Origin of the sequence: Paraburkholderia caffeinilytica, from assembly GCF_003368325.1 — a bacterium.
GTDB classification, from domain to species: Bacteria; Pseudomonadota; Gammaproteobacteria; order Burkholderiales; family Burkholderiaceae; genus Paraburkholderia; species Paraburkholderia caffeinilytica.
Genome location: NZ_CP031467.1, coordinates 2445876 through 2470408, shown reverse-complemented (window position 1 = coordinate 2470408; position 24533 = coordinate 2445876). Strand labels below are relative to the sequence as shown.

28 protein-coding genes are annotated in these 24533 nt (G+C 64.0%); 7 read left to right on the top strand and 21 right to left on the bottom strand.

Annotated features, from left to right (window positions below; all coding sequences use genetic code 11):
- Positions 1-74: 74 nt before the first annotated feature.
- Positions 75-758, top strand: a complete 684-nt coding sequence (locus DSC91_RS27350; protein WP_115781717.1) for a histidinol-phosphatase — start codon at positions 75-77, stop codon at positions 756-758.
- 17 nt (positions 759-775) lie between these two features.
- Here DSC91_RS27350 and DSC91_RS27345 read toward each other — a convergent pair whose 3' ends face one another.
- From DSC91_RS27345 to tauA, 3 genes are read right to left on the bottom strand one after another with little or no spacing between them, the layout of a single operon-like run.
- Positions 776-1645 carry an ABC transporter permease subunit gene (locus DSC91_RS27345; RefSeq protein WP_115781716.1) on the bottom strand — a complete coding sequence of 290 codons (870 nt, stop codon included), beginning with the start codon at positions 1643-1645 and terminating at the stop codon, positions 776-778.
- Positions 1642-2448 carry a taurine ABC transporter ATP-binding protein gene (locus DSC91_RS27340; protein ID WP_115781715.1) on the bottom strand — a complete coding sequence of 269 codons (807 nt, stop codon included), beginning with the start codon at positions 2446-2448 and terminating at the stop codon, positions 1642-1644. Before DSC91_RS27340 ends, DSC91_RS27345 begins: the two co-directional genes overlap by 4 nt.
- A 42-nt stretch (positions 2449-2490) precedes the next feature.
- Complete coding sequence (gene tauA, locus DSC91_RS27335) at positions 2491-3513, bottom strand: taurine ABC transporter substrate-binding protein (protein ID WP_115781714.1); 1023 nt, start codon at positions 3511-3513, stop codon at positions 2491-2493.
- Positions 3514-3785: 272 nt separating this feature from the next.
- Here tauA and DSC91_RS27330 point away from each other — a divergent pair, with 272 nt between their 5' ends.
- Positions 3786-4232, top strand: a complete 447-nt coding sequence (locus DSC91_RS27330) for a hypothetical protein (RefSeq protein WP_115781713.1) — start codon at positions 3786-3788, stop codon at positions 4230-4232.
- A 56-nt stretch (positions 4233-4288) separates the two neighbouring features.
- Positions 4289-4423 carry a hypothetical protein gene (locus DSC91_RS38560; RefSeq protein WP_266238591.1) on the top strand — a complete coding sequence of 45 codons (135 nt, stop codon included), beginning with the start codon at positions 4289-4291 and terminating at the stop codon, positions 4421-4423.
- A 119-nt stretch (positions 4424-4542) separates the two neighbouring features.
- Here the strand turns inward: DSC91_RS38560 and lipA are convergent, their stop codons facing one another.
- The 3 genes from lipA to DSC91_RS27310 all read right to left on the bottom strand — a co-directional run bounded on the left by lipA (position 4543) and on the right by DSC91_RS27310 (position 6832).
- A complete protein-coding gene (lipA, locus tag DSC91_RS27325; protein WP_115781712.1) occupies positions 4543-5550 on the bottom strand; it encodes a lipoyl synthase in 1008 nt (335 codons plus the stop codon).
- Between the two features lie 13 nt (positions 5551-5563).
- Positions 5564-6289, bottom strand: a complete 726-nt coding sequence (lipB, locus tag DSC91_RS27320; protein ID WP_115781711.1) for a lipoyl(octanoyl) transferase LipB — start codon at positions 6287-6289, stop codon at positions 5564-5566.
- Between the two features lie 216 nt (positions 6290-6505).
- A complete protein-coding gene (locus DSC91_RS27310; protein ID WP_093645639.1) occupies positions 6506-6832 on the bottom strand; it encodes a DUF2917 domain-containing protein in 327 nt (108 codons plus the stop codon).
- A 98-nt stretch (positions 6833-6930) separates the two neighbouring features.
- Here DSC91_RS27310 and DSC91_RS27305 point away from each other — a divergent pair, with 98 nt between their 5' ends.
- Entirely contained in the window at positions 6931-7899 is a 969-nt protein-coding gene (locus DSC91_RS27305) for a transcriptional regulator GcvA (RefSeq protein ID WP_115781709.1), read from the top strand.
- Positions 7900-7978: 79 nt separating this feature from the next.
- On the opposite strand, the gene DSC91_RS27300 is transcribed toward DSC91_RS27305, so the two are convergent.
- From DSC91_RS27300 to DSC91_RS27255, 10 genes are all read right to left on the bottom strand, one after another.
- On the bottom strand, positions 7979-8248 hold the full coding sequence (locus DSC91_RS27300; RefSeq protein WP_115781708.1) for a DUF493 family protein: 270 nt from the start codon (positions 8246-8248) through the stop codon (positions 7979-7981).
- Positions 8220-9176, bottom strand: coding sequence for a D-amino acid aminotransferase (locus tag DSC91_RS27295; RefSeq protein WP_115781707.1), 957 nt, complete (start codon positions 9174-9176; stop codon positions 8220-8222). Before DSC91_RS27295 ends, DSC91_RS27300 begins: the two co-directional genes overlap by 29 nt.
- A gap of 13 nt (positions 9177-9189) precedes the next feature.
- Positions 9190-10419, bottom strand: coding sequence for a D-alanyl-D-alanine carboxypeptidase family protein (locus tag DSC91_RS27290; protein ID WP_115781706.1), 1230 nt, complete (start codon positions 10417-10419; stop codon positions 9190-9192).
- A gap of 332 nt (positions 10420-10751) precedes the next feature.
- Positions 10752-11396, bottom strand: a complete 645-nt coding sequence (locus tag DSC91_RS27285; RefSeq protein ID WP_115781705.1) for an alpha/beta hydrolase — start codon at positions 11394-11396, stop codon at positions 10752-10754.
- Between the two features lie 8 nt (positions 11397-11404).
- Positions 11405-11728: a (2Fe-2S) ferredoxin domain-containing protein gene (locus DSC91_RS27280; protein ID WP_063494611.1), complete on the bottom strand. Its 324-nt coding sequence runs from the start codon at positions 11726-11728 to the stop codon at positions 11405-11407.
- A gap of 251 nt (positions 11729-11979) precedes the next feature.
- The gene (locus DSC91_RS27275) at positions 11980-13137 is read right to left on the bottom strand and encodes a VanZ family protein (RefSeq protein ID WP_115781704.1); all 1158 of its coding nucleotides are present in this window, start codon (positions 13135-13137) and stop codon (positions 11980-11982) included.
- A 31-nt stretch (positions 13138-13168) separates the two neighbouring features.
- Complete coding sequence (locus DSC91_RS27270; RefSeq protein ID WP_115781703.1) at positions 13169-13795, bottom strand: ABC-type transport auxiliary lipoprotein family protein; 627 nt, start codon at positions 13793-13795, stop codon at positions 13169-13171.
- A 29-nt stretch (positions 13796-13824) separates the two neighbouring features.
- Entirely contained in the window at positions 13825-14793 is a 969-nt protein-coding gene (locus DSC91_RS27265; protein ID WP_115781702.1) for an MlaD family protein, read from the bottom strand.
- Between the two features lie 16 nt (positions 14794-14809).
- Positions 14810-15688: an ABC transporter ATP-binding protein gene (locus tag DSC91_RS27260; RefSeq protein ID WP_115781701.1), complete on the bottom strand. Its 879-nt coding sequence runs from the start codon at positions 15686-15688 to the stop codon at positions 14810-14812.
- Positions 15685-16818, bottom strand: coding sequence for an MlaE family ABC transporter permease (locus DSC91_RS27255; protein ID WP_115781700.1), 1134 nt, complete (start codon positions 16816-16818; stop codon positions 15685-15687). Before DSC91_RS27255 ends, DSC91_RS27260 begins: the two co-directional genes overlap by 4 nt.
- A gap of 106 nt (positions 16819-16924) precedes the next feature.
- Between DSC91_RS27255 and DSC91_RS27250 the strand changes: the two genes are divergently transcribed.
- The 3 genes from DSC91_RS27250 (at position 16925) to DSC91_RS27240 (ending at position 18968) form a co-directional block, all read left to right on the top strand.
- The gene (locus DSC91_RS27250) at positions 16925-17830 is read left to right on the top strand and encodes a biotin--[acetyl-CoA-carboxylase] ligase (protein WP_115781699.1); all 906 of its coding nucleotides are present in this window, start codon (positions 16925-16927) and stop codon (positions 17828-17830) included.
- Positions 17827-18642, top strand: a complete 816-nt coding sequence (locus tag DSC91_RS27245; RefSeq protein ID WP_115781698.1) for a type III pantothenate kinase — start codon at positions 17827-17829, stop codon at positions 18640-18642. Before DSC91_RS27250 ends, DSC91_RS27245 begins: the two co-directional genes overlap by 4 nt.
- Before the next feature lie 86 nt (positions 18643-18728).
- Positions 18729-18968: a hypothetical protein gene (locus DSC91_RS27240; RefSeq protein WP_115781697.1), complete on the top strand. Its 240-nt coding sequence runs from the start codon at positions 18729-18731 to the stop codon at positions 18966-18968.
- Between the two features lie 91 nt (positions 18969-19059).
- Here DSC91_RS27240 and rfaE2 read toward each other — a convergent pair whose 3' ends face one another.
- The 5 genes from rfaE2 to DSC91_RS27215 all read right to left on the bottom strand — a co-directional run bounded on the left by rfaE2 (position 19060) and on the right by DSC91_RS27215 (position 24438).
- The gene (gene rfaE2 / locus DSC91_RS27235; RefSeq protein ID WP_115781696.1) at positions 19060-19542 is read right to left on the bottom strand and encodes a D-glycero-beta-D-manno-heptose 1-phosphate adenylyltransferase; all 483 of its coding nucleotides are present in this window, start codon (positions 19540-19542) and stop codon (positions 19060-19062) included.
- Between the two features lie 242 nt (positions 19543-19784).
- Positions 19785-20657, bottom strand: a complete 873-nt coding sequence (locus tag DSC91_RS27230; protein WP_115781695.1) for a ferritin family protein — start codon at positions 20655-20657, stop codon at positions 19785-19787.
- A 585-nt stretch (positions 20658-21242) separates the two neighbouring features.
- Positions 21243-22040, bottom strand: coding sequence for a PhaM family polyhydroxyalkanoate granule multifunctional regulatory protein (locus DSC91_RS27225; RefSeq protein WP_115781694.1), 798 nt, complete (start codon positions 22038-22040; stop codon positions 21243-21245).
- 179 nt (positions 22041-22219) lie between these two features.
- Complete coding sequence (locus tag DSC91_RS27220) at positions 22220-23116, bottom strand: enoyl-CoA hydratase/isomerase family protein (protein WP_115783528.1); 897 nt, start codon at positions 23114-23116, stop codon at positions 22220-22222.
- Positions 23117-23217: 101 nt separating this feature from the next.
- Entirely contained in the window at positions 23218-24438 is a 1221-nt protein-coding gene (locus DSC91_RS27215; protein ID WP_115781693.1) for an ABC transporter substrate-binding protein, read from the bottom strand.
- Positions 24439-24533 lie beyond the last annotated feature (95 nt).

Below are 24533 nucleotides of genomic sequence, written 5' to 3'. Positions count from 1 at the left end.
TTGTGTACCGGCTGATCGTCCGGACGCGATTCACTCGACCACTTCGTTTGTCCACTTCATCACAAGGACTCTGGATGAGCCGCAACCTTGCGCTGTTCGACCTGGACCATACGCTGCTGCCGCTCGATAGCGATCAGGCGTGGGCCCACTTCATCGCCGGATTGGGCATAGAGGGCGCTGCGCAGCACGCGGAAGAAATCGACGATTACTACCGGCAATATGTGGCCGGCACGCTCGATATGACCGCCTATCTGAACTACACATTGGCGCCGCTGGCTCGCCACTCGCGCGAACAACTCGACGCTTGGCATGCACAGTTCATGGAGGACGTGATTGCGCCCGCCATCCTGCCGGCCGCGCGGGAACTCGTGCAACGTCATATCAAAGCGGGCGACCTGTGCTGCATCGTCACCGCCACCAATGTGTTCATTACGAAGCCGATCGGCAGGGCGCTCGGCTTCGACTATCTGCTGGGGATCGATCTTGGCACCGAAGGCGGAGATCCTTTGGCGCGCTTTACCGGAAAGGCCGTCGGCGTGCCGACCTTCCGCGAAGGCAAGATCACGCGGACCGAGAGCTGGCTCGCATCGCTCGGCCATCGTCTGCAGGATTTTCCGCAGAGCTGGTTCTATAGCGATTCGATCAACGACGTGCCTTTGCTCGAACGCGTCACGCATCCCGTCGCGACCAATCCCGACCCGCGCCTGCGCGCCATTGCCACGGAACGCGGCTGGGCGGTGATTGAATTGTTTGCCTGAGACGGCGCGGGCTGCGGCTAAACACGCCCCTTCCACGGCACGAGCCGCCGCTCCAGCGCACGCATGCCGAGATCGAACAGCCACGCGATCAGCCCGATCAGCACGATGCCCATCACCACCACATCGGTACGCAGAAAGCTCGACGCATTGAGCACCATCTGACCGAGGCCGGCGGTGGCCGCGACCATTTCGGCGGCCACCAGGGTGGTCCAGCCAAAGCCGATGGCAATCCGCAAGCCGGTCAGGATCTCGGGCAGCGCCGCCGGCAGAACAACATAGCGCACGATCTGCGCGAAGCGGCCACCCAGCGAGTACGCCGCATGGATCTGTTCGATGGTCGCACTGCGCACACCCGCACGCGCCGCCATTGCAATCGGCGCGAAACAGGCGAGATAGATCACGACGATCTTCGCCGTCTCGTCGATGCCGAACCAGATCACCACCAGCGGCAGATATGCAAGCGGTGGCAACGGCCGGTAGAACTCCAACGGCGGATCGAGCAAACCGCGTGCAACCCGGCTCACGCCCATCAGGATCCCGACCGGCACCGCTGTGACCGCGGCCAGCGCGAATGCGCCGAACACGCGCAGCGCACTCCATGCGAGATGCTCGGAGAGCGGCAAACCGCCTTGAATGCGTCCGTGCCAGGCGTCCAGAAACGCGGCCCAAACGGCCTCGGGCGTCGGCAGAAAGAGGGGCGGCAGCCAGTGCAGATGCGTGGCGAGCCACCATAGCGCCGCGAGCGTCGTGACCGAAACCGCGCTCAGCGCCGCGGTCGGGCCTTCACCCGGCAAACGCCAGCCGCGCACCGGCCGCGCGTTGCGTCGCAACGGCTCGCTTGCCTGGGTCAGGGGCACGGCGCCCAACGATTCACGTGAAGCCGTCACGACAGCACCTCTTCCTGATTGCGCTCACTGCGTTCGTGCAAACGGCGCACCAGCCGCTCGCGCCATTCGATGAATTCCGGCGACGACTTCACCGCGCGTGCGTCGCGTGTCTCGAGAAAACGCCGCGCGAACGGCAGGTCGTAGCTCTCGGCGATGCGGCCCGGCCCCGGCGTCATCACGACAAGGCGAGTCGCCAGAAAGAGCGCCTCCTCCACGCTGTGCGTAATGAAGAACACCGTCTTGCGCGTGCGGCCCCAGACGTCCAGCACCAGCTCCTGCATCGACTCGCGCGTCATTGCGTCGAGCGCGCCCATCGGCTCGTCCATCAGCAGCACTTGCGGATCGCTTGCCAGCGCGCGTGCGATGCCCACGCGCTGCTGCATGCCGCCCGACAGCGCGTAGACCCGCGAACGCGCATGCTTCTCGAGCCCAACCAGCGCCAGCATCTCCAGCGCGATGCGCTCGCGCTGCGCCTTGGGCACGCGCTGAAAACGCAGGCCGAGCGCGACATTGTCGAGCACGTCCAGCCAGGGCATCAGCGCGTACTTCTGGAACACGACGCCACGGTCCGCGCCCGGCCCAGGCACGGGTTCGCCGTTCAGACGCACCTCGCCTCCGGTCGGCTTAATGAAACCGGCGATGCAGTTCAGCAAGGTCGTCTTGCCGCAACCGGACGCACCCAGCGCGACGACGAACTCACCCGGTTCGATGTGCAAATCGACGTCGGCGAGCGCGACGTGCGGCGCCGCGCCGCGAGTGCCTTCGTAAGCGACGTGCAGCCGCCGGATCTCAAGACCGCTCATTGCCACGCTCCATGATGCTGATGGGTAAGCACGCTTAAAAAATCAATGCGCCGCACGCTGCACGAACTGCGGATCGACGCCGGTCGAGTAATCGGCCAGCACGTTTTGAATCGTGCCTTGCGTCTTCAGGAACGCAGCGGTTGCAGCGAGCGATTTAGCCGCGCCGGATTGCGCACCGCCGCCAAGCCACGCATTCGACGCCTGCTGGGCCGGTGTCGGAAACGCATATAGCGCGAGGCTTGCCGGCACGTCCTGCGCGGTGGCGCCGGACTCCTTCGCAACCGCCTCGACCTGCGGCGACGTCGCGGTCCATGCCGACGTGTGATCGCGGTAGCTCGCATCGGTCGCGGCCAGCACCTTCACGAAGCGCGCGACGAACTCGGCGTTCTGGCTGGCGAACTTGCGGTCGACGACAAAGCCGTCGAACGTCGCCTTGCCGGTTTGCTGCGCAACCTGGCCCGACGTGATCAGCACCTTGCCGTTCTTCTTCACCCTCGCCAGCACCGGGTCCCAGATGTAAGTCGCGTCGATGTCGCCACGTTCCCACGCCGCCGCGACTTCGGGCGGGCGCAGATTGACGATCTTCACATCGGACGGATTCACGCCGGCGCTCTGCAACGCGACCAGCGTATGAAAGTGCGAAGTCGATACGAACGGCACGCCAATCTTCTTGCCCTTCAGACCCGCAACGCTGGTGACGTTGGAACCGTCTCGCGCGACCAGCGCTTCGGCGTCGTTGATGTTGTCCAGAATCCAGAACAGCGAAATATCGACGCCTTGCGACAGCCCGGCTGCGATCGGGCTCGACCCTGCTTCGCCGAGTTGCACCGAGCCTGAAGCCAGCGCGCGGATCACGTCGGCGCCGCTGCCTAGCTTGCGATACGTGACCTTGTAACCGGTGGCTTTCTCGACCTCACCTGTGGCCTGCGCATAGCGCCACGGCACGACCATGTCCTGATACGCGATCACGACTTCTTTGGTGTCGGCGTGTGCAGCGGTAGAAAATGGCGCGGACAGTGCGAGCAGCGTAGCGAACGCGGCGAGCGGACGGAGGAAGCGATTCATCGGGAAGCCCTTTTGCGTGTTGTCTGGGAGGCTTTCGACTATAGGGAGTTTGTCCGTGGATGGTTCTAATTAATCCGCGATTGCTAATGACGCTGTTCGAGCATTGCTTTTCGCGCTGAGTTGGATCGGTGCGACTGTTTTGACCGGCAGTGGATCGGTTTCAGCGGATAACGGCAGGTTAGCCTGCCTTTGCACAAGCTAGCCGTTCGGCAGATTGACCTGCCGTTGAGCGCAGCGGGATGATCTCCGCATTACCCCCACTTCGCATTCCTATGATCGTCCTGCTTAGCCGCCTGAGTTGGTCGTTTTTCAATGTCGGCGTACCGGTGTTCGCGCCGATTGCCTTGTTGCCTTTGTTGAGCTTCTCGCGTTTCTATCGCTATGCGTCGAAAGGCATTGCAACGAGAGCCATTCGGGACGGCCAGTTGCTATGGGTCGTCATTTCGATGTGCGCCAGTGCATGCTACGAGATCGGTTGCTCATTGGGCGAAGCGTCGACGAACAGCACGCTCGCTTTCATGTTGGCGGGGTTGCTTTGGCATGTGTTGTTTATCGTCGCGGCGTCCGTACTCGTGTCGTTCGCCGCAGCCGATTCCGTTTCCCACCCGGCATCCGGCGACAGCGAGAAAACTCGTGACCGACGGCTTATATGGCTATCACTGGTGATGACGGCAATCGTTGCAACCTCTTTCTCCATATCTCATTATTCGTTAACCTAACTAATCCACATCGGTTGAGCTATACTTTGTCACCACGCATCACAGGGAGAACCCACATGCCTAATCTAATCGACTACGTCATCGAGAACCGTGCGTTTCGCGATCGCTTTATCGACCTCATGTTCCCCTTCACGATCATCGGTGGAACGCTCGCCTCGATTTGCATGCTGCTCGCACGGTATTACCGGTAACTCGCTGGCGTAAGCATGCCAATGCATGACACAGGCGGCAAAAGCCCGCCTGCCAAAATGAACAAAGCCCGCAACACGTGCGGGCTTTGTTTTTCAGACAGCGACTCCGACCAAACCGTTCAGACCACACCCGCACCATGTGCTTGCAGGTCGGCGTGGTAGCTGGAGCGAACCATCGCGCCCACCGCTGCGTGCGTGAAACCCATTTTGTACGCTTCTTCTTCGTACATCTTGAACGTGTCCGGATGCACGTACGAGCGCACCGGCAGATGGTGCTCCGACGGTTGCAGATACTGACCGATCGTCAGCATGTCCACGTCGTGCTCGCGCAGATCGCGCATCACTTGCAGGATTTCTTCTTCGGTTTCGCCAAGTCCGACCATCAGGCCGGACTTGGTCGCGACGTCCGGATGCAGCGCCTTGAAGTCCTTCAGCAGCTTCAGCGAATGCGCGTAGTCCGAACCCGGGCGCGCTTCCTTGTACAAACGCGGTACCGTTTCGAGGTTGTGGTTCATCACATCGGGCGGTGCGGCATTCAGAATGCCAATCGCACGATCCAGACGGCCGCGGAAGTCCGGCGTCAGAATTTCGATGCGCGTTTCCGGCGACAGCTCGCGCGTCTGACGGATGCATTCCACGAAGTGGGCAGCGCCGCCGTCACGCAGATCGTCACGGTCAACGCTCGTGATCACCACGTACTTCAGCTTCAGCGCGGCGATAGTGCGCGCCAGGTTGCCCGGTTCGTCCACGTCGAGCGGATCGGGGCGGCCGTGGCCGACGTCGCAGAACGGGCAACGGCGCGTGCACTTGTCGCCCATGATCATGAACGTCGCGGTGCCCTTACCGAAGCATTCGCCGATATTCGGGCAGCTCGCTTCTTCGCACACCGTGTGCAGATTGTGCTCGCGCAGAATCTGCTTGATTTCGTAGAAGCGTGAATTGCCGGTGGCCGCTTTGACGCGGATCCAGTCCGGTTTTTTCAGCTTTTCGATCGGGACGATCTTGATCGGAATACGGGCGGTTTTGGCTTGTGCTTTCTGCTTGGCGGTGGCGTCATACGGAGCAGCGGAAGCCGGCACGGCATCAGGAGCGGGAGAAGCTGCGAGGTTCGCGGTAACGTCAGTCATTCGTTCGGTCCAGTCAGGCGGTGAGAGCACCGGCCTGCGGTTGGGCGACGGCCGCGGGACTGCCGTCGAGGTTTGCGGTGAGGCGTGCTGCAAAGGTACGGGCCACGTCGTCCCAGCCGGCGGCAACGCCCAGCGTTGCCATATCGACTGTTTCGAGCCCCGCGTAGCCGCATGGGTTGATGGCCAGAAACGGCCGCAAGTCCATGTTCACATTCAGGCTCGCGCCGTGGTAACTACAGCCGTTGCGGATTTTCAGACCCAGCGCGGCGATCTTGGCGCCGGCATGCAACCCGGCGTCCGGCCCGGGCGCCATGTAGATACCGGGAGCGCCCGCCTTGCGTTCTCCGGCGAGATTATACGCCGCGAGGGTGTCGATCACGGCCTGCTCGATCCGCGTGACCATCTCGCGCACCATCAGCTTGCGCCGGCGCAGGTCCAGCAGCAGGTAGGCCACCACCTGTCCGGGTCCGTGATACGTGATCTGCCCGCCCCGGTCGACTTTGACCAGCGGAATGCCGCTGTCGGCGGCCAGCAGATGCGCCGGATCGCCGGCCTGACCTAGCGTGAAGACGGGAGGGTGTTCGACCAGCCAGATCTCGTCGGGGGTATCGGCGGTGCGCGAGTCAGTAAACGCGCGCATCGCTTCGAAACTGGCTTCGTAGGGTTCGTTGCCGAGCCAGCGCAGCGTAAGCGGCGCCGTGGCGGATATTGGAGACGGGGAAACCGGGGTGGCGCACATGATCCCGACAGTTTACCGAAATCTGGCAATCGTCGCCGGAGCCGGCTTCGCCAGGACGCGGCGGCAGCGCTGCAGATTCGTCTCGGAGGTATTGTTTCGTGCAGCGTCGCTCCGGTCGGACCGCCCCACCAATGCGCCGTTGTTCCGCTCGGAGCGACGCTCATCTCTCGCGTCGTTCAACTGCGTTCCGCCACCGCCCTGCGGCACCGCCAGCACTCACACCGTGCGCCAGCCTCCACGCATGCGGGCAGCCAGCCGTTCGCCGACCCGCGCGAGCCAGTTCAGCGCACGTTCATCGCAGCGCGTCGGCACTGAAAACGCGACCTTCGCATGCGTGCTGCCCTCGGCGCTCAACCACAACCGTTCGCCGCGCCGCAGCCGCAGTGTATGGCCGGGCTGCAGCCAGTAGTCTTCGGTATCGTCGCTGCGCGTGACCCACACCGCGCCGCCGTGCACGACCAGCTTGGTGCTGCGTGCTACCTTCATAGGAATGGTTTCGCCATTGCGGATTTCAAAGCCGATACTAGAGGAAATTTCTCGCATGATGCCCTCGCCAAAATTCGTTTCATGACTACAATCCTAGGCGTAGCAAGGGTTTACGCAAAACGATCTATTTTCACCTCTATGTGAGAAATATTGCGATGGACCTCCGGCAATTACCCCCGCTGAACGCCATCAAGGCGTTCGAAGCCGCCGCCCGCCACGAGAGCTTCTCGCGCGCCGCCGACGAACTGTTCGTCACGCACGGCGCCGTCAGCCACCAGATCCGCGCGCTGGAGGCGGAGTTAGGCATCACGCTGTTCGCCCGCGACGGCAAGCGCGTACGGCTCACGGACACGGGCCGCCGCTATGCCACGCGCGTGCGCACCGCGCTGATGGCGCTTGCCGACGCCACCCGCGAGATCCGCGCCGGCGACCGCGAGCGGCGTCTTGTCGTGTCCATGCTGTCCTCGTTTGCAGCGCGCTGGGTGACCCCTCGCATCGGCAGCTTTATCGAGGCGCACCCCCAGTGGGACCTCGAACTGCTGTCCACCAACGCGCTGACGGACTTCGCGCGCGACGACGTCGACGTGGCGATCCGCTTCGGCTACGGCAAATACTCGGGGCTGCACTCGGAGTTGCTGCTGGAGGAGATCTTCTTTCCGGCTTGCGCGCCGGACTTCAACGGCGGCAAGCTACCGCAAACGCCGGCCGATCTGGCCAAGGTCCAGCTGCTGCGCTCGGACGACGAACTCTGGCGCCCATGGTTCGACGCCGCGGGCCTCACCGACTGGCAGGAACCGAAGCGCGGCGTGTTGTATCAGGATTCGTCGAATCTGCTGCAGGCGGCCATCGACGGCCAGGGGGTCGCGCTCACGCGCCGGTCGCTGGCGATGCACGAGATCGCGGCGGGCCGCCTTGTGCGGCTATTCGATGTGGATGGGCCAAGCCCATGGCAGTACTACTTCATCTGCCCGCCGCAGATGCTGGAAACCGCACGTGTGAAGGCATTCCGCACGTGGGTATTCGAAGAAGTGGGACGGTTCAAACAGCTTTTCGAGCGGGCTTGCGAGGCAGGCCCTGCAGCCTGTGCCGATCTGGCGGCAGACGCATTGCGCGTCACGCCGTAATACGAGGCATCGTCATTGGCACCATCCACAGTGCGGGCGCCAAAGTCAAAGCGGCGCCTGCACCAGCTCGGACCGTGACTTAGAGCACCACTTTCACCATCGGATGGCCGGTCAGCGCACGATAGATATCGTCGAGCTGCGCCTGGCTCGTCGCGCGCACGGTAATCGTCAAACCGGTGTAGTTGCCGCCGCTGGACGGCCGCGTCTCCACGCGAGCCGGGTCGACTTCGTTATCGAACTGCCGAACCACCGTGACGATCGTCTCGGCGAACTCGGGATGCGACTTGCCCATGATCTTGATGGGAAAGTCGCACGGAAACTCAAGCAACGATTCTTTCGCGGGATTCACTTTCTACTCCTTGCTGCGCTTCTTGCGCTTCCTTGGCCTTGGCACGCTGATAGGCCGCGTACAACGCCGCGAACACCGCGCCCGGCTTACCGTCGCCAACCGGCCGACCATCGAGTTGCGTGACCGGCAGCACTTCCTTGGTGGCGGAACTGACCAGAATCTCGTCGGCGGCACGCAGCTCCGCTTCGGCGATCTCGCGCGCCTCGAAGCGGATGCCGCATTCGCTCGCCAGCTCCTCGATCAAACGGTAGCGAATCCCTTCGAGAATCTTGTGGCTGCGCGGCGGCGCATATAGCACGCCGTCTTTCACCATCCAGATATTCGACGACGAACCTTCGGTCAGCATGCCGTCGCGAAACTGGATTGTCTCGAACGCGTCGTTTTCGGCTGCGTACTGCGCCATCAGCACATTGCCGAGCAGCGACACCGATTTGATGTCGCAATTGAGCCAGCGACGGTCTTCAGCAGTAACGCAGCGCACGCCCTGCGCGCGCTGGGCGGCGTCCGGCAGGTTCAGCGGCGTGACCATCACGAACACGGTCGGCTGGATGCCGGCCGGGAACGCGTGACCGCGCTTCGCGACACCCCGCGTGATCTGAACATAGGCAATCGCGTCCTGATCGGCGCGCAGGCCGGCGTCCGCTTCATTGGCCGCAACCACGCGATCGATCAGTTCGCGCCAGCCGGCGTTGTCGAACGGATTGACGATGCCGATCTTGTCCAGCGAACGCGCGAGCCGCGCCAGATGATGCCTGAAGCGAAACGCCGTACGGCCGCTCGCATGCGGATACAACGGCGCGACTTCGTAAATGCCGTCGCCGAAAATAAAGCCGCGGTCGAGAACCGGCACGCGCGCTTCGGACAAGGGCACCAGCTCGCCGTTCAGATAAACGATCGGATCGGGCGAAACATCGGAAACAGCGGTCATCGCAATCAGGCTCTTACTTCTTCTTGTTGAACATCAGCATCAGCGAATCCCACACGCGGCCGACCACGCCGGCTTGCGGCACGGCCTGCAACGCGACGATCGGGAACTGCGCCAGCACCTTGCCGTCGGCCACGAGCTTCGCCGTGCCGACCTGCTGACCGTTCGCGATCGGCGCGACCAGCGGATCGATCTGCTCGATCTGCGGCTTCACCTTGTCGCCCATGCCCTTCGGCACGGTGATGAACTGATCGCCCTTCACGCCGATCTGCACGGTGTCCTGCGCCCCCTTGTAGACGCGCGGCGTGCCCACCACCTGGCTCGCCTTGTACAGACGCACCGTGTCGTACGCGGTGTAGCCGTAGTTCAGCATCTTCAGGCTGTCCTGCACGCGGTCGTGTTCCTTGACCTCGCCCATCATCACCGAGACGAGACGGCGCGTGCCGTCGGCCGTGCCCGGCATCGAACGCTTCGCGCTGGCGATCAGGCAATAGCCGGCCGCTTGCGTGTGACCGGTCTTCAGGCCATCCACCGTCGGGTCGATCCAGAGCAGACGGTTGCGGTTCGGCTGCTTGATCTTGTTGTACGTGAATTCCTTGACCGAGAAAATGTTGTAGTAGTCGGGGAAGTCACGAATCAGGCGCGCAGACAGCACCGCGAGGTCGCCCGCCGTGGTGTAGTGCTGCGGGTCGGGCATGCCGTTCACGTCGGCAAAATGCGTGTTCTTCATGCCGAGTTTCTGCGCTTCGGTGTTCATCATGTTGACGAACTGCGACTCGCTGCCGCCCACCAGTTCGGCCAGCGCGATCGCCGCGTCGTTACCCGACTGGATGATCATGCCGTACACCAGATCGTGCACGGTCACCGGCTTGTTCGCTTCGATGAACATGCGCGATTCGTCGGTGCGCACGCGGCGCACCGCTTCGCTCGGCATCACGGTCTGGTCCATCGTGATCTTCTTCGTCTGCAGTGCTTCGAAGACGAGGTACGCGGTCATCAGCTTGGTCAGCGAGGCCGGTTCGACGCGTTCGTCGGCATTGCCCGATGCGAGCACCTGATTGCTGGTGGCGTCGACGAGCACCCACGAGCGCGCGTTCACCGCGGGCGGCGGCACCTGCGCGAACGCCGTGCTGGCAACGAGCGTTGCCGGCAGCACGATGCCGAGCGTCACGGCACGGCTAAGCGTAGGGGGAACGAAAGAAGAAACTGACGGGAATGACGTGCGGCCGGAGGTGGAGAAACGCATAGGGTCGATTCGTGCGGAAAAATACATCGCGCGCAGGGCGCACAGATTGGAGGAGCCGGTCGGCGAGCGTCAGGCCGTAAAAACGGCGCGGCGCCCATTGGACTTCCGGCAACGCGATCGGTTCGCGCAGCACGCCTCGCATCCGGCACCGCTGCGCGCGTGAAAGAAGCTACGCGTCGCGCGAACTGCCGGGTGGGCAATGCTGCGCCCAAAAAAGAGCGCTCATTATACGCGCGCTATCCTGGCATCTTTGACCAAAGGGGGGCGATTAATTAGCGTTTGCACGTACCTGTACCCCGGAAAACACGCGCGGCGCCCTCCGCGTGTGTCCCTTAGCGCCACGCGTCGACGATGATCCGCTTCAGGACGTGCAGCTTGCGATGTAGAAAATGCTCTGCCCCCGGAATCACGACGACCGGCAATTCCTGCGGCCGCGCCCAGTCGTAAACCGACTGAATGGGAACGGTCTCGTCGATTTCACCGTGAATCACAAGCGTGTTTTCCGGCACAGGCGCGACTTCCCACCGGCTCGCCGCAGTGCCCACGAACACGATCCGCTCGATCGCCTGACCTTCTTCGCGCAGCTTCGCGGCCACATGCGACAGCACGAAGGTGCCGAACGAAAAACCCGCCAGTACGAGGGGCAGATCGCCCTGTCCTGCTTGCGTGCGCATGTGATCGAGCACGGCGCGCAGATCGTCGCGCTCGCCGATACCGGCGTCATGCTCGCCCTGCGTTTCGCCCACACCCCGAAAATTCGAGCGATACGTCACGTAGTTCAACTGCACGAGCGTGCGGGCGAGCGTCTGCGCGACCTTGTTGTCCATCGTGCCGCCGAACAGCGGATGCGGGTGCGCGACCAGCGCGATGCCGCGCGGCGCGGCGCCGTTCTCGCGCATCGCGTCGGGCAGATCCCGCGCGACCTCGATCTTGCCGACCGGGCCGTCGATCAGATATTTCTTCGTATGTGCGTTCATGGTGAGGCTTATTGATCGATTTTCAGACGCTCGACGATTTTGCCGTTCACCAGATGCGAATCGACGATTTCGTCGATGTCGCTCTCGTCGACATAGGTGTACCAGACACCTTCCGGATACACGACGAGCGCCGGGCCGAGTTCGCAGCGCTCGAGGCAGCCGGCCTTGTTGATACGCACCTGGCCGGGGCCGGCAAGGCCGAGTTGCTTCACGCGTTTCTTTGCGTGTTCCTGCATCGCCTGCGCGTTGCAATTCGCGCAGCTCGGGCGCTCCGCGCCGGGATCGCGCTGATTGAGACAGAAGAAGACGTGGTACTTGTAAAAGGAATCCATGATGTCCGGGGGCGAGACTGCAAGAATGGGAATGGCGCTGGAAGCGCCGAAGCACACCAGTTGTGCGGACGATTATAGCGAGCGGGGCCGGCGGTCGCTGAGCGGCGGATGCACGGCGGCTCGCAGCCCGGCCGGGCTGGCAGTGCGCCTTGTGGGGTGCGCACTGAATGACTGAGTGACCTGAGTGACCTGACGCGATCTGGTGGGACACGATGCGCCTGATCCGGCCGCGCACACGCGTCGGCCTTCGCTCATGCCTGCTTCACGCGCCGCTTGAGCCATACCTGTTCGACGAGATAAGCGAGCCACACTAACGCCGCATAGGGCCAGACCCACGCGATCCAGTGCGCGAGACCGTTGAAGTGCAGATACCGCCCCTGGCGCCAGTCGGCCAGCACGGCATCGAAATACGGATTGACCGGCAGCAGATTGACGAACACCAGCGCGACCGTGAGCGCGCAGGCCGCGAGCGCCGCACGCAATCTGCGCCGCAAACACAACGCCAGCAGCGCCGCGACGGTGCCGCACACGAGCCCTGCCAGCGCACCGGGCGTCGCCCAGTCGAACGCAAGGCCGGACTGCGATTGCAGAAACGTCGCGCCCGCCTTGACACACAAGGTCGCGACGATAAACACGATCAACAGGCGCACGAGCGGCGCATGGCGGCGCACCGGCAGCGAGGCCAGGGCGAGTGCGGCGAACAGATTGAGCGTGGTGATGGCGGCCTCCCAGGCGTCGTCCGGCAGCCAGGCGGCAACCAGCGCCGGCCACGTGCTGACGTGCCAGGCCGGCGGCGTCCATGCGAGCAGGACGTCTTGCGTCGTCGAATCGAAACGCAGCCACAGTTCGCGCGGCCAGTTGCCGAGACCGAAGAGGCGGGGCGCCGGGTACATGGTCGCGAACGGCCACAACGCGACGAGACAGACGAGCGCCGCCGTGTCGCGCTCGAACCAGAGGAGCCGCACGCGCCGCAGCAAGCCGCGATCGAGCAACGCGCCTGTGGCCGGCGACATGATCGCCGCGCCGAGCAGCGCGCCGAGCGCATTGGCGGCCAGATCGAGATTGGAGGCAACGCGCGTCGGCAGATAGGTTTGCACCGCTTCCATCACGCTCGACAGCAATCCGCCAAGCACGAACGCCAACGTGACCGCCAGCGTGCCGCGCCAGCGCGGATACAGCGCGAGCACCACCAGCGCGCCGAACGGCATATAGCCGAGCACGTTCGTGACGACGTCGAACGCCGTCAGGTACTGCGGCATGGGATCGGACAGATAGGCAAACGGAGCGAGGCCGAGCGAACGCCAGCCGGAAAACGGATACCACGACCCGTAGACGATCAGCGCCGTGTACAGCCCCAGCGCCTGCCGGGCGAGCGCCGACGGCCGGCGCTGCCAGGGCTTGACGCTCATGCAGCGCTCCGTTGCGCGCGCTGCAAGCCGGTCATTGCGCGGCGACCAGCGCCTGCACGCCGAGCCATGCGCCGATCTGCGCGACGAGGTCGTCGCTGGCCGCAGCGAGCGCCTGAGCGCCGCCGGCGGCGTCCGCCGAGCGGGATGGCGCGCGCGCGATGAAAGTACGCTGGCCAATCACCTTGCCACTTTGCGTCAGCGTGGCACGCGCGGTGACCGCCGCGTGGCTTTCCGACTGGCTATCGAAGACCTGTTCGAACTCGCTCAGATCGACCTTCAGGACCGCGGCGTGCACGCCGTCGGCCCCGGTCAGCACGGTGCCACGCGAACTGAGCGCACCGCGCAGACGCTGGGTCAGCAGTTGCGAGGGCGCCATGGTCCAGTGGCTATTCGCGTACGAGGCCGTCTGCTGCGCGTCGGCGTAGCTGAGCCGGTAAATCAGCTTGTCGGACTCGAGATTGTCGGGCGCGGTGACATCGAGCACCTTCACCGCCGGCAGCGTGCCGGCCGAGGCCGCCGGATTCGGCGGCCCGAGGTCGTAGCGGATGTCCGAGATCGCCGCGGGGTTGCCCGCGCAACCAGCAGCCAGCACGCCGAACGCGAGCAGCATCGCAAGCGCGGCGCGCGAGAACAACAATCGGTGAATCGAGCCTGACATAACCATGTTCCTTCTTCAAAACCTGCAAATCATTTCGATTGGGCGGCGCGCGCGGCGGGCCACGTAAAGCCCGCTTCGCCGGGGCCCGGCGCCGCGCTCGGCGCGCCGAACAGCACGCTGCGCGGATTGGTGCTGAACGTGTCCGCAGCGCGGTCCACGGAGCGGGCCGCGGAGCGCACGTCTTCAGCGAGCGAATTGACACGCGGCAGCGTGTCGTAACCGACACGCGCCGACAACTCCTGGATCGAGCTATCCATCGACACCAGCGCGTCGCCCGCTTGCTGCGCCGCCGTCCCAACCTTGTTCAGGTTGGTCTCGAACGGCCCGTCCGGGCGGTTCAGACTGGTGATCAACTGATTGGTCGATGCCAGCGTGCGATCCAGTGCGTTGATCGTGGCCGGCAGCTTGCCGGCTGCCGGCGCCATCTGCTGGGTCAGCGTGGCGACGCCGTCGGCGGCCTTCTGGATGCTTGCCGCCGTGCCCTGCAACTGACTGACCATTTCCGGCGACAACAGATTGTCGACGTCGTCAGTGACTCTTTCGAGTTTGCGCAGCAAGACGTCGCCGCGCTGCTGCAACTGATCGAGCAAGCCCGGGCGCATCGGCAACTGCGCCACCGCTTTCGGCGACGACGCGAGCGGCGTCGGATCGCGCCCACTGTCATCCAGCTGGATGAAAGCGATACCCGTCACCCCCTGGAACCCAAGACTGCCGAACGTGGAATGCGTAATCGGTGCATGCGTGTCGACGAGGATGCGGATCAGAATCTGTCCCGGATGATCCCGATCGAATTTGATCGACTGCACCTTGCCGACGTCGAGCCCGCGATAGCGCACCGCCGCGTCGGTATAGAGCCCCGTGACGTTGGTGCGCGCAATCAGATCGTACGGCACCCGCACGGCACGGTCGACGTTGAACAAAAAAGCCGCCACTGCGATCGCAGCCAGCAAGGCCACCGTGAAGATCCCTGCCCAGAAGGCATGTGATTTGTTTTCCATTGTCAGGTTCCCTGGTTCACAGCGGCAATTCGGACGATGCCGACTCGAGCGCCGCGCGCGGCAATTTCGCGCGGCGTTCCGGCGGCAGCGCCTGCAGCGCGCGACGCCCGCGCAGGCCGAGGAAATATTCGCGGATAAAAGGATGGTCGACGCCCGCCGCCTCTTCGACCGGCGCGGCGACCAGCACCTTGCGATCCGCCAGCACGGCGACGCGGGTGGACAGCGCGATCATCGTGTCGAGATCGTGCGTGACCATCACCACCGTCAGACCGAGCGCGCGATGCAGCGCGGAGATCAGTTCGACGAACTCGTCGGACGCCTGCGGATCGAGGCCGGCGGTCGGTTCGTCGAGAAACAGCAACTCGGGTTCGAGCGCGATGGCGCGCGCAATGCCCACGCGCTTGATCATGCCGCCCGAGAGCGCCGACGGCATCTTCGAGGCGTGCTTGCACGGCAGGCCGACCATCTCGAGCTTGAGCATCACGATGTCGCGCAGCAAATCGGCGGGCACCTTGCCGAGCTCGCGCAATGGCTGCGCGACGTTGTCGAACACCGACAGCGACGAGAACAGCGCGCCGCGCTGAAACAGCATCCCGGAGCGGCTGCGCATGAGCAGCGCGTCTTCAGGGGAAATGGTGGCAATGTCCTGACCGAACAGCTTGATGGTTCCCGACGACGGCCGCTCCAGGCCGAGAATCTGCCGCACCAGCGTGGTCTTGCCCGAGCCCGAGCCGCCGACGATCGAGACGATCTCGCCGCGCCGCACGTCGAAATTCAGGTGCTGATGCACGATGTTGCGGCCGTAGCGCTTGGTGATGTCGATCACCTCGATCACCGGCTCCGCGATTTCGGGCATCGGTTGGCCGCGTACGGCCTGGGTGAGTGGCGCGATCATCCTAGCCCCACGTTCTGGAAGAGGATCGCGAACACCGCGTCCGCGAGAATCACGATGGTGATCGACGTCACCACCGAGGTCGTCGTGCCTTCGCCGAGGCTTTGCGAATTGGCCTTGATACGGAAGCCAAAATGACAGCCGACGATCGCGATCAGCATGCCGAACGCAACGCCCTTGCCGAGACCGATCCACAGATTCGCCACGGGTACGACGCCGGGCAAGGCGCGCGCGAAGTAGCTCATGTCGATGCCGAGCACGATCTTCGCGGCGAGCGCGCCGCCGGTCAACGCGATGATGTTGGTCCACATCACGAGGAGCGGCATCGCCACGCCGAGCGCGACCACGCGCGGGAGGATCAGCCGCAGCCCGTGCGGGATGCCCATCACGCGCATCGCGTCGAGTTCTTCGGTGACACGCATCACGCCGATCTGCGCGGTAATCGCCGAGCCCGAGCGGCCCGCCACCAGAATCGCCGACAGCACCGGCCCCAGTTCGCGAATCACCGACAGCCCAAGAATATTGACGATGTACTGATTCGCGCCAAAGAGCCGCAGTTGCTGCGCCGACAGATAGCTCAGCACGATGCCGATCAGGAACGCGACCAGCGCGGTGATCGGCAAGGCCTTGGTGCCGGCGTTATAGACGTTCGCGGAAATCTCGGTCCACGGCGTGAGTTTCGGTTTGCGCAGGATCGCGAGGAGATCGAGCACGACCTGCCCGAACATGGCGAATCCGCCGTACAGGTGCTCGATAAACGAGAAGATCGCGAGACCCAGCCGGGTGAACGGGTCGAACTTGACCACCGGTTCGGCCTTTTCGCGCACCGTGTCGAGCAGCGCGATGCGCTCGAAAATGTCGCGTTGCGTATCGGTGAGCGTGGTGTCCGGGGGCATCTTGTGGCCCCACACGCGCCACAGCGCCTGACCGCCGACGTGGTCCATCCGGTCGATGCGCGACAGATCCCACTGGCGGATGCCCTCGGCGCCGACCAGCGAGCGCAGCAGAGGGATCACGTGGCCGGTGGCCTTGTCGCGCGCGAGCGCGAGCGCCGTCCACTGGCCCGAGAGCCGGACGATCTTGCCTTGGCTGCCGGCCGCGACTTCAAGGCCGGGCGGAGTGTCGTAGTTCAAGGATCGCTGCAATCTGGTTATCGGATTAGGGGTCATTGTAACGAAGGCGCGGCGCTTGAACCGTGCTCACGGGCTCGCCGCGTGCGCTGTCGCTACAATATGAGACATGAACGCTTCCAAGACCCCACCCCAAGGCGCCGCGGCTTCCGACTGGCGTATCGACCGCGAGCGCGCCGTCGCGCTGTTCGGTCCGCACGCGCATGACTGGCCGATCGAAATCGTCGAGGAAACCGGCTCGACCAACGCCGACCTGATGACGCGCGTCAAGGCATTGCCGCGCAAAGCCGGCGCGCTGCCGCGGCCGATCGTGCGGGTCGCGTATCTGCAAACCGCCGGCCGCGGCCGCCGTGGCCGCCCGTGGTATGCCGAGCCGGGCAACGCGCTGCTGTTTTCGGTGGCGTGCGTGCTGCCGCGTCCGCTCGAAGGGCTGGCGGGTTTGAGTCTCGCGGTGGGCGTGGCGCTGGTCGACGGGCTGCGCTCGTTGCCGGTCGCAGGCCCGGGACAGATCGCGCTAAAGTGGCCCAACGACGTGCTGCTCGAAGGCGACAAGCTGGCCGGTATCCTGATCGAAACGGCATGGAGCACGGATGACGCGAGCGCCGTGGTGATCGGTATCGGCACCAATGTGAAGGGCGCAGACGAGCTCGCCGCCAAGGTTGGCGCGCTCAACGCGGACGTGCCGGCGCAAGCGCGCGGCGCCACGCCGACGGCGCTGCAACGCGCGCTGCCGAATGCGAACCTCACCGATACGCTGGCGGCGGAGCTGAACGCGCTCGAACCCGCGCTGCAGCGCTTCGGTGCAGAAGGCTTTGCGCCGTTCCAGACGCGCTGGAACGCCGTGCACGCCTACGCAGGCCGCGAAGTCGTGCTGCTGGAGCAAGGTCAAGAGCTGGCGCGCGGTGTGGCGGCAGGCGTCGACGAACGCGGGCAATTGCTGCTCAACACGGCGGCCGGGCGTCTGACCGTCGCAACCGGTGACGTCTCGCTGCGTCTGGCCGACGGTGCGGCATGACGAGCAGCGCGCCTTATCTGTTGATCGACGCCGGCAATAGTCGCATCAAGTGGGCGCTGGTGCAGCCGGACGGTGTGCAAATCGCGGCCGGCGCGCTCGCGCACGGCGGCGCTGACCAACCTGACTGGTCGAAGTTGCCGACGCCGGGCGGCGCATGGTTATCGAACGTGGCGGGTGAAAGCGTCGCCGCTCGCATTGCCGCGCTACTCGACGCCCACTGGCCGCAACTGCCGCGCACGACGATCCGCGCCTCTGCGCAGCAATGCGGCGTGACCAATAGCTACGCGACGCCGCATGCGCTCGGCAGCGATCGCTGGGCCGGGCTAATTGGGGCGCATGCGGCGTTTCCCGGCGAGAATCTGCTGATTGCGACGTTCGGCACGGCGACCACGCTGGAGGCGTTGCGTGCGGACGGCTGCTTTGTCGGCGGCCTGATTGCGCCGGGTTGGACCTTGATGATGCGCTCGCTCGGCGAGCACACGGCACAACTGCCGACGCTCGACGCCCACGCCGCACGCGGCCTGCTCGATGCAAACGCCCCGCCTGATCGCGAGCGCCGCGGCCCGTTCTTCGCGACGGACACGCCGCGCTCATTGTCGGCCGGATGCACGTTGGCGCAAGCCGGCCTGATCGAGCGCATGTGGCATGACCTGCAGGACGAATGGCAGGTGCCGGTACGCCTCCTGGTCAGCGGCGGCGCGGTGGACGAAGTGACAAGTGCGCTAAAAGTGCCGCATACTCGCCACGATTCGCTGGTGCTGTCGGGGCTTGCGCTGATTGCTGCCGAATGCGCGCTGGAGCGCGACGCCTGAGCCGCGGCCTTTCGAATGACGGCGAGGCAGCGGCGGAGCAGCGTTGGAATAGCGGCGGCTGAACCTATGGACGGGGAATACTAACGATGCTGCGCTGGCTGATCGCCATTTTGTTTCTTGCCAACATGCTGGCATTCGTCGCGATGCGCGGCGTATTCGGCCCTACGCCCACAGCCGGAGGCCGCGAGCCGAATCACCTGAACCGCCAGTTCCACGCGGAGTGGTTGAAGGTGCAGCCTCTGTCGGCGGCCGAAGCCGCCGACCAGGCCGTCGTAGGCGGTCCCGCGCCGGCGGCGCCGATAGCGGCATCGGCACTGCCGCAGTAAAGACGAAACGGCGGATGCCAAAGGTCGCGCCGGGTTCCAGCACCGCGCCTGGCTTCGGTAAAAAGAAGAAAGCGCCACCCGGAAACCCCTATTACCCTTGCGCGCGAACCTTCTTCAATAACGCGGTGGTCGAGCGCTCATGCTCGAAAGGAATCGCCAAAGCCTTGCCGCCCCAGCCCCGCACAATGGCCGACTCCGGCAAAACATCCATGTCGTAGTCGCCGCCTTTGACGAGCACATCCGGCCGCAGCGCCGAAATCAGCTCCACGGGCGTCTTCTCGCCGAAGCACACCACGTAATCGACGCTCTCCAGCGCTGCCAGCAAAGCCATTCGATCGGCCTCGTTATTGATGGGCCGGTCGTCCCCCTTGCCTAGCATGCGCACGGAAGCATCGCTATTGACGCCGACAATCAGGCAGGCGCCGAACGCTTTGGCGTCGGCAAGATACGTCACATGCCCGCGATGCAGGATGTCGAACACCCCGTTGGTAAAGACAACCGGCGCGTGCATCGAAGCGCGAAGCTTCACCAGCGCATCGCGCGTAAAAATCTTGCGTTCAAAAATGGCGGCCATGACGGAGTCGCAAAGAAAAAAGAAGTGCCGCCACGATACACGCCGGACGGCATGAAGCAAAACGGCCCAGCAAGCTCACGCCTGCCGGGCCGTTCCTGAAACCTTCAACCGGTTCGCGGCGCTAGCGCCGAATCATGCTGAAACTCACAATGGCCAACCCACGAACCGGGTTCCACAAATGTAAGTCAGAGACATGGGCCAGGCACATGGACCAACGACATGCACCCGCGAACCCGAACCCATCAAGCCGGTTGTTCAGCCGATTTCTGATCGGCCTGCAAACGCGCGACGACTTCCTTGCGATAGCGGTTCAATTCCTGCGCCGTATTGAACGAGCGCTCGAACAGAATCGACAGGTTGTGCAGAATGCGCTCGACCACCTTCTTTTCCCAGCCGTCGTCAAAACGGATCTGCTCGTCGAGCCAGCGCTCGAGCCATTCCGGATCCGGCAAACGCGATTGAATCGTGTCGCGCGGGAACAGCGCCTGATTCACGTGCAGGTTGGTCGGATGCAGCGGCTTTTCCGTGCGGCGCGCCGATGCCATCAGGACGCCGATCTTGGCGAACGCAGCACGCGCGATGTCGCCGGTTTGCACCATCGCTTTCTTCATGTAGCGCAGGTACGCGCCGCCATGGCGCGCTTCGTCGCGCGAAATGGTTTCGTAGATGGCCTTGATGACCGGCTCGGTGTGCCATTCGGCAGCACGGCGATACCAGTGATTCAGGCGAATTTCGCCGCAGAAGTGCAGCATCAGCGTTTCGAGCGGCGGCGCCGGATCGAATTCGAAGCGCACGGCGTGCAGCTCTTCCTCGGTCGGGCACATTTCCGGCTTGAAACGGCGCAGATATTCCATCAGCACCAGCGAATGCTTCTGTTCTTCGAAGAACCACACGCTCATGAATGCGGAGAAATCGCTGTCGTGATGGTTGTCACGCAGAAACATTTCCGTGGCGGGCAACGCCGACCATTCGGTGATCGCGTTCATCTTGATCGTCGCTGCCTGCTCGTCGGTCAATAGCGATGCATCGAACTTGTCCCAGGGAATGTCTTTCTCCATGTCCCATCGAACGGATTCGAGCGATTTATAAAGTTCCGGATAAAGCATGGTGTTCATAGTCCCACCCCTGTTCTGCGCATACTGTCTGTGTCTGTAACTACTACGTGTAGCACTTTTGCTTATGACGAACGAAACGCACCGTTTTGTGCATCGTTTATCGGCCAAGCATTCAATTTTACGCGGTAATCGGCCGCCCAGATGCACCGGGCAGCAAAGAAGTCCAGGCGATTGCGCGGCGCTGCTAACCAGAAGTTACGCGCCACGCGGCCAACCGTGGGTGAGGGATACCCTATGCCTGAGGTCGAGCCAGTCTGCGATGAATCCGCACCGTCCAGCCCTGCGCCGGTGGTACCGGCGGCGAATGGAGCAAGGGCGGCCAAATTGGTTGTTTTCAGCGCACGCCCAAAAGCCAAATGAAGCTTACACAATGATAGCACGCTGACTTTACGGTTCCCGTGCCATGGCAGACGCAATTCCAGCGCCTGATTGACTTCTCTCAATAAACGAGCCGATTCGCGGAGTGTGGCCGACGAACGGGGTCAAAACCATGACAGGCGGCGAATTCGCTTCGTTTGCACCGCCGGCCGGTCAGGTTTTGCCCCGTCGTCGCGTGGCTCACCCTGCCCCGTTTCATGCGTGCCGCTAGACGGACTTTTTCGTCGCTCGCGGAGCGGCCCCCGAACTGCCTGCGCGCGTCGCGGACGCCGAAGTCGCCGCCCGCTTCGCTGCCGGCCGTCTGGTTGCGGGCCCGGCTGTCGCTGTGGCGCCGCTCGACGCGTCAGCCGCTTCGCCCGCCGATGCCGAAGCGCTCGCCGCGCCTTCCGGCGAGTCCGTCGCCGAACCGTCCGATCCGGCAACGGCCGCACCCGGCTGCGTCATCGCGAACTGGGCGATCTGATTGAACTGCGATTGCAGCAGATTCCACCAGGCAGAGGCGTCGAACGGTGGTGTCGCGGCGGCCTCGCCTTCTTCGGTTGCCGGCTCGGGCGCGGCCGATTGACTTGCACCCGCCGAAGCCGATGAGGTTTCCGAATGCGGCCAGCCGCCCGGCGAGGGACTCGGCGCGGCAGCCTCGGAAGCCGGCTGCGCCATCGACGCCTGCGCGAACGCACCAAACGCACGCAGCGTCGCGAGCGTGGCGCGCTGCACTTCGAGCGCCTGAATGGCGGACTGCAGCATGTTCAGATTCAGCTTGAGCCACTGCTCGACGGCTCGCATATCGGTGATGCGCTTATCGAGTTCTTCGACGCTGGTCAGCGGCGCCATCATGTCGGACATCATCGACAGCGACGGCCCGAGGCTGCTGCCCGGTTGCGCGCCCGAAAACGCCGAGCCGAACGGCGAGAGACGCATCATGCCCCACATCTGGTCGAGCATTTCAGCGGGCGGAAAACCGGGGAAGCCGGGAAAGGGCGGCGTGGTGCCAGGTGTATCGATCATGCTTGTCGCCTCGCTGCATAAAGGGAAGGAAATAGCGCCATCCCGCGCGCGTTTGATTCGATCATACCGCGCGTGGCGCTGTGAACCATGCTTAGTTTGGGCTACCGTCCGTCCCGCTCGCGCAGCACCTCACGGGCCGGCCGGCAAGGCTTTGCGCAATTTCGCGCCGGTCTTCGGTTTCAGGAGCGCCCACCGCCCGATGCGCCGCCGCCTGGCGTCTGCCGCGGCGGTCCACTCCACGGGTCAGCGCCGCCAAAATCCGGCGCGCGCCGCTCGCGCAGCGAGTTCACGCCTTCGCGCACATCCGGTCCGGCGAAACCCATGAATTCCAGTGCCAGCGACGTATCGAACGCCGGCCCCGCCGAGCGCAGCCAGTTGTTCAGCGCGTACTTGGTCCAGCGAATCGCCGTTTGCGAGCCGCCGGCCAGTTTGTGCGCGACTTCGAACGCCTTGGGCCGCAGATCGTTTTCATCGACGGCAAGCGACACGAGGCCGATCCGCTCAGCCTCCTCGCCGCTCACCGGCTCGCACAGCAGCAGGTAGTACTTGGCCTTCGCCATGCCGCACAGAAGCGGCCAGACGATCGCCGCGTGATCGCCGGCGGCCACGCCCAGACGCGTATGGCCGTCGATAATGCGCGCCGACTTCGTCGCGATCGAAATATCGGCGAGCAGTCCGGCCACCAGCCCCGCGCCGACCGCCGGCCCGTGCATCGCCGAAACGATCGGCTTGCTGCAATTGATCACGTTATAGACGAGGTCGCGCGCCTCGCGCCACACGCGCGCCCGGACGTCGAAATCGGTCGCCATGTCTTCGACCAGCTGCAGGTCGCCACCGGCCGAAAAGCCCCGGCCCTCGCCGCGAATGATCGCGACGCGCGTGTCGGGATCCCGATCGATGTCGCGCCAGATCTCGGCGAGTTCGAAGTGCATCCGTGCATTGGCGGTGGCAAGTCCGCTTTTATTCACGCCCTCGCCGCTCATCACGACTTCGAGCACGCCATGCGGATGGCGATGCAATTGCAGCGAGTGGTAGTGCGCATAAAACGCGTCGTTACTGTGTGGTGCCTGAGACATGATGAGCAATCCGTCCATGGGTACGTCTTTGAAACCGACGCCCTAACCTAAGGGCACATCCGGTGCCTTCCGCGCTATATCGGCGCAAAACCAGCGCAATTTCAATGCGGCTGATAAACCCACTTCACATTCTTGATTTCGACCATCACACGCGCCCGTTGATCGAGTCCGAGGTGATCCGTGGCGCTCATGTTGACGACGCCGTTCGTGTCCGCGAGACCGCGCGTTGCTTCCAGCGCATCGCGCAACGCACGGCGAAATTCCGGCGTGCCGGGCGCGGCCGCTTTAAGCGCGATCGGTACCGCGCTGCTGAGCAGCATGCCGGCGTCCCACGTGTACGAGCCGAACGCCGACACGCTGCCCGGTCCGCGCAAGGCCTCGAAGCGCGCGATGTAGTCGAGCGCGAGGCGTTTGGCCGGATGATCCGCCGGCAGTTGCGCGGCGACCAGCACCGGGCTCGCGGGCAGGAACGTGCCGTTGCAGTCGGCGCCGCACACCCGCAGGAAGTCGTTGTTGCCGACGCCATGATTGTGATAGATCAGCCCTTGGTAGCCGCGTTCCCTGAGCGTCTTCGGCGGCAGCGCGGCGGGCGTGCCGGCTGCGCCGACCACCACCGCATCCGGATGGGTCGCGAGAATTTTCAGGACCTGGCCGGTCACGCTCGGATCGGTGCGATTGAAGCGCTCGCTCGCCACTACGTCGATGTGATGCAGTTGCGCGAACTTCGCGACTTCGGCGTAGAAGGTTTCGCCGAGCGCGTCGGCCTGGCCGATGAACGCGATCGTTTTGACGCCGCGCGTGCTGGCGTGTCCGGCGATCGCCGAGGCCATCATCGCGTCGGTCTGCGGGGTTTTGAATACCCAATGACGTTTCGCATCCACGGGTTCGATGATTTTCGCCGACGAGGCCAGCGAGATCATGGGTGTTTCGCCATCGGCAACCACGTCGATCATGGCGAGCGAATTTGGCGTGATCGACGAGCCGATGATCACGTCGACGTGATTCTCGGCGATCAGTTTCTTGGTGTCCTGAACGGCCTGCGTGGTGTCCGACGCATCGTCGAGCACGATGTATTCGACGCTCTGGCCGCCGATCTGTTTGGGCAGCAGCGTGGCGGTGTCGCGCGCGGGAATCCCAAGTGACGCAGCCGGCCCGGTCAGCGACAGCACAAGGCCGATCTTCACCTGCGCAAGGGCGATGGCGGGTAGCGCAGCGCACAGCGCGGCGGCAAGACGGGCGAGTCCGCGCCGCGATGGTGTTGCGCGCACGCTCGCCGTGCGGGTGCGCCGGGTTCCTCGTTCGAAGGATTCAAATCGCGGCATGCTGTCTCCTCACCTCGGTTTTTCGTTTTTGATAGTCCGCCGATGTGCTGCTTGTGTACTGCTCGCGTACGGGCTTGCGTTCGTTTGGCGCTAGT